General features: G+C 55.3%; 11 protein-coding genes and 4 tRNA genes. All 15 read right to left on the bottom strand.

What is annotated here, in order from left to right; translation table 11 throughout:
- Positions 1-36: 36 nt before the first annotated feature.
- The 15 genes from rpoB to birA all read right to left on the bottom strand — a co-directional run bounded on the left by rpoB (position 37) and on the right by birA (position 11,643).
- Positions 37-4,110: a DNA-directed RNA polymerase subunit beta gene (gene rpoB / locus V8J63_RS25570; protein ID WP_016772939.1), complete on the bottom strand. Its 4,074-nt coding sequence runs from the start codon at positions 4,108-4,110 to the stop codon at positions 37-39.
- A 221-nt stretch (positions 4,111-4,331) separates the two neighbouring features.
- The gene (gene rplL / locus V8J63_RS25565) at positions 4,332-4,697 is read right to left on the bottom strand and encodes a 50S ribosomal protein L7/L12 (protein ID WP_007962228.1); all 366 of its coding nucleotides are present in this window, start codon (positions 4,695-4,697) and stop codon (positions 4,332-4,334) included.
- A 73-nt stretch (positions 4,698-4,770) separates the two neighbouring features.
- The gene (gene rplJ, locus V8J63_RS25560) at positions 4,771-5,271 is read right to left on the bottom strand and encodes a 50S ribosomal protein L10 (protein ID WP_008081912.1); all 501 of its coding nucleotides are present in this window, start codon (positions 5,269-5,271) and stop codon (positions 4,771-4,773) included.
- A 198-nt stretch (positions 5,272-5,469) separates the two neighbouring features.
- The gene (gene rplA, locus V8J63_RS25555) at positions 5,470-6,165 is read right to left on the bottom strand and encodes a 50S ribosomal protein L1 (RefSeq protein ID WP_024014523.1); all 696 of its coding nucleotides are present in this window, start codon (positions 6,163-6,165) and stop codon (positions 5,470-5,472) included.
- On the bottom strand, positions 6,165-6,596 hold the full coding sequence (rplK, locus tag V8J63_RS25550; RefSeq protein ID WP_003176435.1) for a 50S ribosomal protein L11: 432 nt from the start codon (positions 6,594-6,596) through the stop codon (positions 6,165-6,167). The genes rplA and rplK overlap by 1 nt, the downstream gene beginning before the upstream one ends.
- Positions 6,597-6,714: 118 nt before the next feature.
- Positions 6,715-7,248, bottom strand: a complete 534-nt coding sequence (gene nusG / locus V8J63_RS25545) for a transcription termination/antitermination protein NusG (protein WP_007957598.1) — start codon at positions 7,246-7,248, stop codon at positions 6,715-6,717.
- A gap of 9 nt (positions 7,249-7,257) precedes the next feature.
- Positions 7,258-7,626, bottom strand: coding sequence for a preprotein translocase subunit SecE (gene secE / locus V8J63_RS25540; RefSeq protein WP_016772937.1), 369 nt, complete (start codon positions 7,624-7,626; stop codon positions 7,258-7,260).
- Between the two features lie 45 nt (positions 7,627-7,671).
- Positions 7,672-7,747: transfer RNA gene (locus V8J63_RS25535), tRNA-Trp, on the bottom strand.
- Positions 7,748-7,800: 53 nt separating this feature from the next.
- Positions 7,801-8,994, bottom strand: coding sequence for an elongation factor Tu (tuf, locus tag V8J63_RS25530; RefSeq protein WP_064361246.1), 1,194 nt, complete (start codon positions 8,992-8,994; stop codon positions 7,801-7,803).
- Between the two features lie 85 nt (positions 8,995-9,079).
- Positions 9,080-9,155 (bottom strand) — tRNA-Thr (locus V8J63_RS25525).
- A 27-nt stretch (positions 9,156-9,182) separates the two neighbouring features.
- Positions 9,183-9,256, bottom strand: a tRNA-Gly gene (locus V8J63_RS25520).
- Positions 9,257-9,281: 25 nt separating this feature from the next.
- A tRNA-Tyr gene (locus tag V8J63_RS25515) sits at positions 9,282-9,366 on the bottom strand.
- A 142-nt stretch (positions 9,367-9,508) separates the two neighbouring features.
- Positions 9,509-9,940, bottom strand: coding sequence for a hypothetical protein (locus V8J63_RS25510; RefSeq protein WP_125925892.1), 432 nt, complete (start codon positions 9,938-9,940; stop codon positions 9,509-9,511).
- A gap of 7 nt (positions 9,941-9,947) precedes the next feature.
- Positions 9,948-10,700, bottom strand: a complete 753-nt coding sequence (locus tag V8J63_RS25505; protein ID WP_122700378.1) for a pantothenate kinase — start codon at positions 10,698-10,700, stop codon at positions 9,948-9,950.
- Positions 10,690-11,643: a bifunctional biotin--[acetyl-CoA-carboxylase] ligase/biotin operon repressor BirA gene (birA, locus tag V8J63_RS25500; protein ID WP_125925891.1), complete on the bottom strand. Its 954-nt coding sequence runs from the start codon at positions 11,641-11,643 to the stop codon at positions 10,690-10,692. Before birA ends, V8J63_RS25505 begins: the two co-directional genes overlap by 11 nt.
- Positions 11,644-11,794 lie beyond the last annotated feature (151 nt).

Genomic DNA, 11,794 nt, shown 5'->3' with positions numbered 1-11,794 from the left:
GGGCATTCCTGCCCCGCTCTCGATTCGCGTCACGTGTTATTCGGTTTCCAGATCGATATCGATGCCGAGGGAACGAATTTCCTTGATCAACACGTTGAAGGACTCGGGCATGCCCGGCTCCATACGGTGATCGCCATCCACGATGTTCTTGTACATCTTGGTACGGCCGTTCACATCGTCCGACTTCACTGTGAGCATTTCTTGCAGAGTGTAAGCAGCACCGTATGCTTCCAGTGCCCAGACCTCCATCTCCCCGAAACGCTGACCACCGAACTGCGCCTTACCACCCAGCGGCTGCTGGGTAACCAGGCTGTAAGAACCGGTAGAACGCGCGTGCATCTTGTCGTCTACCAAGTGGTTCAGCTTCAGCATGTACATGTAGCCAACGGTAACTGGACGCTCGAACTTGTTGCCGGTGCGGCCGTCGGTCAGTTGCATCTGGCCGCTTTCCGGCAGGTCTGCCAGTTTCAGCATGGCCTTGATTTCGCTTTCCTTGGCGCCGTCGAACACTGGAGTGGCCATTGGAACGCCGCCACGCAGGTTGTTCGCCAGATCGAGGATTTCCTGATCGGAGAAGCTGTCCAGATCTTCGTTACGACCGCCGATCTGGTTGTAGATCTCGTCCAGGAAGGTGCGCAGTTCAGCGACTTTACGCTGCTCTTCGACCATCCGGTTGATCTTCTCGCCCAGACCTTTGGCCGCGAGGCCCAGGTGGGTTTCGAGGATCTGACCAACGTTCATACGCGAAGGTACGCCCAGCGGGTTGAGGACCACGTCGACCGGGGTGCCATTGGCATCGTGCGGCATGTCTTCAACCGGCATGATCACGGAGACCACACCCTTGTTACCGTGACGACCGGCCATCTTGTCGCCCGGCTGGATGCGGCGACGGATTGCCAGGTAAACCTTGACGATTTTCAGCACGCCTGGAGCCAGGTCATCGCCCTGCTGCAGTTTGCGCTTCTTGTCTTCGAACTTGTCGTCCAGCAGACGGCGACGATCTACGATGTAAGCCTGAGCCTTCTCGAGCTGCTCGTTCAGCGCATCTTCAGCCATGCGCAGTTTGAACCACTGGCCGTGCTCAAGACCGTCGAGTACTTCGTCGGTGATGTCCTGACCTTTCTTCAGGCCGGCGCCGCCTTCGGCCTTGTGGCCTACCAGTGCGGAACGCAGACGTTCGAAAGTCGCGCCTTCAACGATGCGGAACTCTTCGTTCAGATCCTTGCGAATCTCGTCCAGCTGGGACTTCTCGATCGACAGTGCACGAGCATCACGCTCAACGCCGTCGCGGGTGAAGACCTGTACGTCGATGACAGTACCTTTGGTGCCGGTCGGCACGCGCAGGGAGGTGTCTTTAACGTCGCTGGCTTTTTCACCGAAGATTGCACGCAGCAGTTTTTCTTCCGGAGTCAGTTGGGTCTCGCCTTTCGGAGTGACCTTACCCACCAGGATGTCGCCTGCGCCTACTTCAGCACCTACGTAAACGATACCGGCTTCGTCCAGCTTGTTCAGTGCAGCTTCACCCACGTTCGGGATGTCCGCAGTGATTTCCTCTGGGCCAAGCTTGGTGTCACGGGCCACACAGGTCAGTTCCTGAATGTGGATCGTGGTGAAACGGTCTTCCTGAACCACACGCTCGGACAGGCAGATGGAGTCTTCGAAGTTGAAGCCGTTCCATGCCATGAACGCGATGCGCATGTTCTGACCCAGCGCCAGTTCACCCATGTCGGTGGACGGGCCGTCGGCCATGATGTCGCTACGCTGAACGCGATCACCTTTACGCACCAGCGGACGCTGGTTGATGCAGGTGTTCTGGTTCGAGCGGGTGTATTTGGTCAGGTTGTAGATGTCGACACCGGCTTCACCGGTTTCAACTTCGTCATCGGCAACACGAACCACGATACGGCTGGCGTCTACGGAGTCGATCACGCCACCACGACGAGCCACGACGCAAACGCCGGAGTCACGGGCTACGTTACGCTCCATGCCGGTACCTACCAGCGGCTTGTCAGCGCGCAGAGTCGGTACAGCCTGACGCTGCATGTTCGAACCCATCAACGCACGGTTGGCGTCGTCGTGCTCGAGGAACGGAATCAGCGACGCTGCAACCGATACAACCTGCTTCGGCGAAACGTCCATCAGGGTGACGTCTTCCGGCGCCTTGACGGTGAATTCGTTCAGGTGACGTACGGCAACCAGTTCGTCGATCAGGACTTTCTGCTCGTTCATGGTCGCCGAAGCCTGCGCGATCACGTGATCGGCTTCTTCAATAGCGGACAGGAACACGATCTCGTCGGTGACCACACCCTCTTTCACCACGCGGTACGGGCTTTCCAGGAAGCCGTACTGGTTGGTGCGAGCGTACGCAGCCAGGGAGTTGATCAGGCCGATGTTCGGACCTTCCGGCGTTTCAATCGGGCAGACACGACCGTAGTGAGTCGGGTGTACGTCACGGACTTCGAAGCCTGCGCGCTCACGAGTCAGACCGCCAGGGCCGAGTGCAGAGACACGACGCTTGTGGGTGATCTCGGACAGCGGGTTGTTCTGGTCCATGAACTGCGACAGCTGGCTGGAACCGAAGAACTCTTTCACCGCCGCAGCCACTGGCTTGGCGTTGATCAGGTCTTGCGGCATCAGGCCTTCGCTTTCTGCCATCGACAGACGCTCTTTGACCGCACGCTCAACACGTACCAGGCCAACGCGGAACTGGTTCTCGGCCATTTCGCCTACGCAGCGAACACGACGGTTACCCAGGTGGTCGATGTCATCGACGATGCCTTTACCGTTGCGGATGTCGACCAGAGTCTTCAGGACCGCGACGATGTCTTCCTTGCACAGCACGCCCGAACCTTCGATCTCGGTACGACCGATACGACGGTTGAACTTCATCCGGCCGACCGCAGACAGGTCATAGCGCTCAGGGCTGAAGAACAGGTTGTTGAACAGGGTTTCGGCAGCGTCTTTGGTTGGCGGCTCGCCTGGACGCATCATGCGATAGATCTCGACCAGCGCTTCCAATTGGTTGCTGGTGGAGTCGATCTTCAGCGTGTCGGAGACGAACGGACCGCAGTCGATGTCGTTGGTGTACAGGGTCTCGATGCGAACGACCTGAGCCTTGGCGATTTTAGCCAGGACTTCAGTGTTCAGCTCGGTGTTGCATTCGGCCAGGATTTCGCCGGTAGCCGGGTGCACGATAGCCTTGGCGGTGGTGCGACCAAGGACGTAGTCCAGTGGCACGTCCAGCGTCTTGATACCGGCTTTTTCGATCTGGTTGATGTGGCGCGCGGTAATACGGCGGCCTTGCTCAACGATGACCTTGCCCTTCTCGTCCTGGATGTCCAGAACCGCAACTTCACCACGCAGGCGCGACGGCACCAGTTCCAGGCTGAGGGTTTCGCCGCTCAGGTGGAATACGTTGGTGGTGTAGAACGCGTCCAGCACTTCTTCGGTGGTGTAACCGAGTGCGCGCAGCAGTACCGAAGCCGGCAGTTTGCGACGACGGTCGATACGCACGAAGACGCAGTCTTTCGGGTCGAATTCGAAGTCCAGCCACGAACCGCGGTAAGGAATGATGCGAGCCGAGTACAGCAGTTTGCCGGAGCTGTGCGTCTTGCCGCGGTCGTGGTCGAAGAACACGCCCGGGGAACGGTGCAGCTGGGAAACGATAACACGCTCGGTACCGTTGATTACGAAGGTACCGTTCTCAGTCATCAGGGGGATTTCACCCATGTAGACTTCTTGCTCTTTGATGTCCTTGATCGCTTTGTTCGACGATTCTTTGTCGAAAATGATCAGGCGCACTTTTACCCGCAAAGGTACGGCGAAAGTTACACCGCGCAATACGCATTCTTTGACATCAAATGCCGGTTCGCCCAGGCGATAACCGACGTACTCCAGCGCAGCATTGCCGGAGTAGCTGATGATCGGGAAAACGGATTTGAAGGCCGCATGCAGGCCCACGTCGCGGAACTGATCTTTAGTCGCTCCCGCTTGCAAGAATTCACGATACGAATCCAGCTGGATGGCCAGGAGGTAAGGCACATCCATGACGTCCGGCAACTTGCTAAAGTCCTTGCGGATACGTTTTTTCTCAGTATATGAGTAAGCCATCAGCGTTCCCCAGCTTGGTCACCTGCTTGTTTGGCCCCTCCCGACGGGAGCAGCCAGAAAATCGTGCAAACCCCATGGTTTGCGCCACCGCATCGGGTGGTTACAGCGCCTTTATCAGCACCGACCCAGTCGGCTGCCAATAACGGAAAAAGGCCGGTGGCAAGAGCCACCAGCCATCAGCCTGTCGCTTGACGCTCGGGCTGGAGGAGCAAAGTCGATGCTTACTTCAGCTCGACTTTAGCGCCTGCTTCTTCCAGCTTCTTCTTGGCGTCTTCAGCCGCTTCTTTCGAAACGCCTTCAGCTACAACCTGAGGAGCGCCGTCTACTTTCTCTTTGGCTTCTTTCAGGCCCAGACCGGTCAGTTCACGAACTGCCTTGATCACGTTAACCTTCTTCTCGCCAGCTTCCAGCAGAACAACGTTGAACTCGGTTTGCTCTTCAACAGCAGCAGCAGCTACAGCTGGGCCAGCCGAAGCGGCAGCAGCGGTAACACCGAAGGTTTCTTCCATCGCTTTGATCAGCTCAACGATTTCCACTACGGATTTCTGGCCGATTGCTTCGATGATTTGTTCGTTAGTCAGAGACATGACTCAATTCCTGAATTGGGGGACGGCCTACGCGACCATCGAAATAAACAAAAAACGCGAGAAGTGACGAGCCTTAGGCTGCGGCAGCTTCTTTCTGGTCGCGAATTGCCGCCAGAGTACGAGCCAATTTGCTGGTTGCGCCTTGAATCACGCTCATCAGCTGAGAAATTGCTTCGTCACGGGTCGGCAGAGTTGCCAGTACGTCGATCTGATTAGCTGCGAGGAACTTGCCCTCGAACGCAGCTGCCTTGATCTCGAACTTGTCCTGACCCTTGGCAAACTCTTTGAAGATACGGGCAGCAGCGCCCGGATGTTCGTTCGAGAATGCAATCAGGGTCGGGCCGGTGAACACGTCGTTGAGGACACTGTATTGAGTGTCAGCAACAGCGCGCTTGAGCAGGGTGTTACGTACAACACGTACGTAAACGCCAGCTTCACGAGCCTCTTTACGGAGTCCGGTCATTGCGCCTACTGTTACGCCACGTGCATCAACCACGACAGCGGACAGAGCGACTTTGGCAGCCTCGTTGACTTCAGCGACGATGGCCTTCTTGTCTTCGAGATTAATTGCCACGGGTTTAACTCCTGCTTGTTACCGTTTCATTCGATCGGAACCGAATGTCGTTTTGGTGTCTGATTCGGTAAGGAACCGGGAGCACCATCTGCGTAGGCTTGAGGTTTAAGGCTTGCGCCGCCTACGGTCTTGGATAGCCCCCGCCAGGCAGGGACCCCAATCTTTCAATTGGCGCGGCAAACCGCGCCAACCTTTGTCTTACGCGTCGAGCGAGCTCTGGTCGATAACCAGACCTGGGCCCATGGTGGTGCTCAGGGTAACGCGCTTGACGTAAATGCCTTTCGAGGAAGCTGGCTTGATACGCTTCAGATCAGCGATCAGGGCTTCAACGTTTTCCTTCAGCTTGACGGCGTCGAAGCCGATCTTGCCAACGGAAGTGTGGATGATGCCGTTTTTGTCGGTGCGATAACGAACCTGACCAGCTTTGGCGTTCTTGACCGCGTTGGCTACGTCTGGAGTTACGGTGCCTACTTTCGGGTTAGGCATCAGGCCGCGTGGACCGAGGATCTGACCCAACTGACCTACAACGCGCATGGCATCCGGGGATGCGATCACTACGTCATAGTTCAGGTCGCCGCCTTTCATTTCGGCAGCCAGGTCGTCCATACCTACACGGTCAGCGCCGGCAGCCAGAGCGGCCTCAGCAGCTGGACCCTGGGTGAACACAGCAACGCGAACGGTCTTGCCAGTGCCGTGTGGCAGCACAGTAGCGCTACGAACAACCTGGTCAGATTTACGCGGGTCTACACCCAGGTTTACAGCAACGTCGAACGACTCGCTGAACTTGACAGTCGACAGCTCGGCCAGCAGAGCAGCGGCGTCTACAATGTTGTAGGCCTTGCCTGCTTCGATTTTGCCGGCGATAGCCTTTTGACGCTTGGTCAGCTTAGCCATTACACACCCTCCACGTTAAGGCCCATGCTACGAGCAGAACCGGCGATAGTACGCACGGCTGCATCCATATCAGCTGCAGTCAGATCCGCGTTTTTGGTTTTCGCGATTTCTTCCAGCTGAGCACGGGTAACAGTGCCAACCTTAACGGTGTTCGGACGAGCGGAACCGCTGGTCAGACCGGCCGCCTTCTTCAGCAGAACCGAAGCAGGGGTGGATTTGGTTTCGAAAGTGAAGCTACGGTCGCTGTAGACAGTGATGATCACTGGAGTCGGCAAACCTGGCTCAAGACCCTGAGTACGGGCGTTGAAAGCCTTGCAGAATTCCATGATGTTCACGCCGTGCTGACCCAGAGCAGGACCAACCGGTGGACTTGGGTTAGCCTGAGCGGCCTTCACTTGCAGCTTGATGTAAGCGGTAATCTTCTTGGCCATGAGGCACTCCAATTACGGGTTCGAACGCCTCGAAAGGCTCCCCGGTTACTTGCGCGTTTATCCCAGTGACGACAAAACCCCACAGCCTAAGGCTGCGGGGTTGGGATTGCTTGTCCAGTTAGACCTTCTCGACCTGACTGAACTCGAGCTCCACCGGAGTAGAGCGACCGAAAATGAGCACTGCCACTTGGATCCGGCTCTTTTCGTAGTTAACTTCTTCCACAACGCCATTGAAATCAGCGAATGGACCGTCATTGACACGCACCGTCTCGCCTGGCTCGAACAACGTCTTCGGCTTCGGCTTGTCGCTACCATCAGCAACGCGACGCAGAATCGCTTCTGCCTCTTTATCGGTAATTGGTGCAGGCTTGTCAGCGGTACCGCCGATGAAACCCATCACCCGAGGAGTATCCTTGACCAAGTGCCAAGTACCCTCGTTCATATCCATCTGGACCAGCACATAGCCTGGGAAGAACTTCCGTTCGCTTTTGCGCTTCTGGCCGTTACGCATCTCAACCACTTCTTCAGTGGGAACCAGAATCTCGCCGAAGCCATCTTCCATGCCAGCCAGCTTTACGCGCTCGATCAGCGAGCGCATCACATGCTTCTCGTAACCCGAGTAAGCATGCACAACATACCAACGCTTAGCCACGGGACACCCTTAGCCGACAATCAAGGAAACAAGCCAGCCGAGCAGGGAATCGAGACCCCACAACAGCAACGCCATAACCAGAACAACAGCCACGACAATCAGCGTGGTCTGCGTGGTTTCTTGGCGAGTTGGCCACACGACTTTACGAATCTCGGTGCGAGCTTCCTTAACCAGTACAAAGAAAGACTTGCCCTTCGCGGTCTGCAGGCCTACAAAGGCAGCTACAGCAGCAATGGCAAGCAAAGCGAGTACACGGTACAGGATCGGCGAAGCAGCGTAATACTGATTGCCAACAACGCCAACAACCACCAAAGCGACTACTACAAGCCACTTGAGCAGATCGAAGCGAGAGCCTTGAGCTTCAGCTTTAGGAGTCATCTATGAAGATCCTGTGAAAAGAAAGCCAGACACACCGAGTGAATCTGGCAGGTCAGGAGGGAATCGAACCCCCAACCTACGGTTTTGGAGACCGTCGCTCTGCCAATTGAGCTACTGACCTAAAACAAAATCAGGCCGACCATTATGCCGGCCCGAAAAATACATTACAACCGCTTATTCGATGATTTTGGCTACGACGCCAGCGCCAACGGTACGACCGCCTTCACGGATAGCGAAACGCAGACCGTCTTCCATCGCGATGGTTTTGATCAGGGTAACAGTCATCTGAATGTTGTCACCTGGCATTACCATTTCAACGCCTTCTGGCAGCTCGCAGTTACCAGTCACGTCAGTAGTACGGAAGTAGAACTGTGGACGGTAGCCTTTGAAGAACGGAGTGTGACGACCGCCTTCTTCCTTGCTCAGAACGTAAACTTCTGCGGTGAACTTGGTGTGCGGCTTGACCGAACCTGGCTTGACCAGAACCTGGCCACGCTCAACGTCGTCACGCTTGGTACCACGCAGCAGAACGCCGCAGTTCTCGCCAGCACGACCTTCGTCGAGCAGCTTGCGGAACATTTCAACACCAGTGCAAGTAGTAACGGTGGTGTCACGCAGACCAACGATTTCCAGCGGATCCTGAACGCGAACGATACCGCGCTCGATACGACCAGTCACAACAGTACCGCGACCCGAGATCGAGAATACGTCTTCGATTGGCATCAGGAATGGCTTGTCGATCATACGAACTGGTTCTGGGATGTAGGCATCCAGAGTTTCAACCAGTTTCTTGACGGCAGTGGTGCCCATCTCGTTGTCGTCTTTGCCTTCCAGCGCCATACGAGCCGAACCGATGATGATCGGAGTGTCGTCGCCCGGGAAGTCGTAAGTCGACAGCAGGTCACGAACTTCCATCTCAACCAGTTCCAGCAGCTCAGCGTCGTCTACCAGGTCAGCCTTGTTCAGGAAGACCACGATGTACGGAACGCCAACCTGACGGGACAGCAGGATGTGCTCACGGGTTTGCGGCATCGGACCATCAGCGGCCGAGCAAACCAGGATAGCGCCGTCCATCTGAGCAGCACCGGTGATCATGTTCTTCACGTAGTCAGCGTGACCCGGGCAGTCAACGTGAGCGTAGTGACGGATCTTCGAGTTGTACTCAACGTGCGCGGTGTTGATGGTGATACCGCGAGCTTTTTCTTCTGGTGCGCTGTCGATCTTGTCGAAGTCAACGATTGCAGAACCGAAAACTTCGGAGCAAACGCGAGTCAGAGCAGCAGTCAGAGTGGTTTTACCGTGGTCAACGTGACCAATGGTCCCAACGTTGACGTGGGGCAGGGAACGATCAAATTTTTCCTTAGCCATCGATATCACCCTCTACAGAAGAAATTAGACAAACAATATCAACCATTAAAACAAAGGCAGATATTTTCATATCTGCCTTGTTATATGGAGCTCTTGAGCGGATTTGAACCGCTGACCTCACCCTTACCAAGGGTGTGCTCTACCAACTGAGCTACAAGAGCAAAACCCTTTTGCACAACCTGCAAACTTGGAGCGGGTAGCGGGAATCGAACCCGCATCATCAGCTTGGAAGGCTGAGGTTCTACCACTAAACTATACCCGCGGAGCCTGCAGCTCACGCTTAAATCTGGTGGAGGGAGAAGGATTCGAACCTTCGAAGTCGTAGACGTCAGATTTACAGTCTGATCCCTTTGGCCGCTCGGGAACCCCTCCTAATCAGGCCGGCATTCTATATCATGCCAAACCCCTGTCAAGCATTTTCTCATTTAAAAACCTGAGGTTAGCTGCGTTGACACGCTTCACTTCGAATCCCGTTTAAGGTGTTCGCTGTGGAGCGGGCGCCATTCTATGCAAACTATTGAGCAGGTGCAACCCCTTCGCACAGCATTATTTTATGTTTTAACTCATTGAATTCCTTGGAAAGGTTTTGCAACTGCTGATCGCCCAACAAACGCTGGCCATCCGGCGCAACTGCAAGCCAGTAACCGCTTCCTGCAGCATCTTTCGGCACGGATTGAGCATTGACCCTCATCGCCACCAGGCGCTGTTGCAGCTTGGCAATTGAATCCTCTTCAGAAAATCCACCAAGGAAAAGACACTGCTGACGCGGCACCACCTGCCCTCTCCCGCCTTCACCAGCAGTTTCGCTCAGTAGACGGATATCCTGCTGCGAACCGCGATACAGACTAAGGGGCGTTACATCTTTGGCTCGCAAGGGCGCTTCCTGCTGATGCCAGACATAGTAAAAAACATTGAGAACCACTAGGAGCAGGAACAACCAACGCATATAAACCTCAGGACAAGGGACACGCCATCGCCAAGCCGACAAAAACCAGGTCGGGCACAACCCTGGCGTCAGGCGCGACGCCTTTAACCAACTCGGCATCCCCTCCCGTAATAAAGACGGTGAATTGCTCTCCCCAGTACGCTCGAGCCAGCTCTAATTGAGTGAGAACAAAGCCCCTCAGCATCAAAGAACAACCGCGCTCCACCGCTTCCACGGTGGTACGCCCCGGGACATGACTGGAAAGGGCGCGCTCTGCCGCCTCATCACCATAACGAATTTTACGGGTATGGGTGCGAAGCTGGTTTCGCATCAAAGGCATGCCTGGACAAATGAACCCACCGAGATGCTCACCGTCAGGCCCGACAAAATCGGCAGTAACCGCGGTACCGAAGTCGAGAACCAGACAAGCACTCCCGGCAGCCAGGTGAAAGCCGCCAAGCATCGCCAGCCAGCGATCAAGCCCCAGACGCTCATAGTCTTCGTAGCCGTTTCGAACACCAGACATCTCGCGAGCGGGCTTCGCACACGAGATAGGAATACCGAACTCGCGCTCAAGCATTTCGGTTAAAGCGCTAGTTTCCTCGTTAGTCCTGACGCTTACCAAACGACACTTGCGCAGCGAGAGTGACTTTATGATCCGTAGGCTCTCAAGCAAAGCCTGATTGGAATCCACAACTCCTTCCGAGACCAGCTCGCTCGCCGACGCATCCAGCACGCGCCATTTTATAAAGCTATTGCCGCAGTCAAGCTCAAGAATCATCACGCAACCTCAGGCTGAGCTCTCCGCCACTAAAGGCCTTTTCGACACCATCTACAATCAAGCGCAACCCGCCTTGGTTATCAATCCCGAGCACTACTCCATCGATACGGCTGTTACCCGCGATCAACGACACGGAGCGCCCCTGCCACAGATGATTTTCCGCCCATTCTGCCTGCAGACTTGCGAACCCGTTGAGCTGGTGTTTATGGATATAAATCTTGAGTTGATTACTCAATTCAACCACCAGAGCATTGCGATCGCAGGCTTTGCCTGACTCCAGTTTTATAGAAGTCCATTGCTGGTCGACCTCATCGGCAACCTGCATATTCACGTTGATTCCTATACCCAACACAACATGACACACATCCGCCGGATCGCCGACGAGTTCGAGCAGAATGCCAGCTATTTTCTTGTTACCCACCAAAACATCATTGGGCCACTTCAAACCGGCATTGGGCACACCGGTGTTTCGCAAGGCCTGCATCACCGCCAAGCCAACAACAAGGCTCAATCCCTCAAGCTGACGCATGCCGCCTTCGATGCGGAGTACAAGGCTGTAATAAAGATTTTCTGCAAATGGGCTTACCCACTTACGACCTCGACGACCACGGCCTGCCAATTGTCGCTCCGCGAGCACCAAAAACGGCGCGGCGGCGCCGTCACTGATGGAGCGAAGAGCTTCGGCATTTGTCGAGTCAACAGAGTCGAACACACGCACCGGCCATTGAGGCATCTTCCTGGTTATTTCCAGAAGATCAAGGAGCGTCAGAGGCGTCGACAATTGATATCCGCGACCGCGAACTTTATGGATCGACAGACCAAGTTCAGCTTCAAGCTGTTGTAGCTGCTTCCATACAGCACTTCGGCTTATTCCCAGGGCAACGCCCAGGTCCTGTCCGGAATGGAATCGTCCATCCTTCAGTAGATTCAACAACGTCAGCATGCAGGTATCGCCTCACAATGAGGCCCGCATAATAGCCATGCCCCGGGCCGTTGCATAGAAATCAAGCGGACACATTTCTCGCAGGCAAAACAAAACCCCAACTGCTTTCGCAATTGGGGTTTCGGAATTTAATCTTGACGATGACCTACTC

The sequence above is a fragment of the Pseudomonas sp. CCNWLW23 genome (assembly GCF_037095675.1).
Taxonomy (GTDB): domain Bacteria; phylum Pseudomonadota; class Gammaproteobacteria; order Pseudomonadales; family Pseudomonadaceae; genus Aquipseudomonas; species Aquipseudomonas atacamensis.
The sequence above is the reverse complement of the archived record's forward strand: the minus strand, read 5'-3'. Positions and strand labels throughout refer to the sequence as shown.

Excerpts from the sequence above, each read along its gene's own strand:
- rpoB (WP_016772939.1), bottom strand. The coding sequence starts at position 4,110 with ATGGCTTACTCATATACTGAGAAAAAACGTATCCGCAAGGACTTTAGC.
- rplL (WP_007962228.1), bottom strand. The coding sequence starts at position 4,697 with ATGTCTCTGACTAACGAACAAATCATCGAAGCAATCGGCCAGAAATCC.
- rplA (WP_024014523.1), bottom strand. The coding sequence starts at position 6,165 with ATGGCTAAGCTGACCAAGCGTCAAAAGGCTATCGCCGGCAAAATCGAA.
- rplK (WP_003176435.1), bottom strand. The coding sequence starts at position 6,596 with ATGGCCAAGAAGATTACCGCTTACATCAAGCTGCAAGTGAAGGCCGCT.
- secE (WP_016772937.1), bottom strand. The coding sequence starts at position 7,626 with ATGACTCCTAAAGCTGAAGCTCAAGGCTCTCGCTTCGATCTGCTCAAG.
- tuf (WP_064361246.1), bottom strand. The coding sequence starts at position 8,994 with ATGGCTAAGGAAAAATTTGATCGTTCCCTGCCCCACGTCAACGTTGGG.
- V8J63_RS25510 (WP_125925892.1), bottom strand. The coding sequence starts at position 9,940 with ATGCGTTGGTTGTTCCTGCTCCTAGTGGTTCTCAATGTTTTTTACTAT.
- V8J63_RS25505 (WP_122700378.1), bottom strand. The coding sequence starts at position 10,700 with ATGATTCTTGAGCTTGACTGCGGCAATAGCTTTATAAAATGGCGCGTG.
- birA (WP_125925891.1), bottom strand. The coding sequence starts at position 11,643 with ATGCTGACGTTGTTGAATCTACTGAAGGATGGACGATTCCATTCCGGA.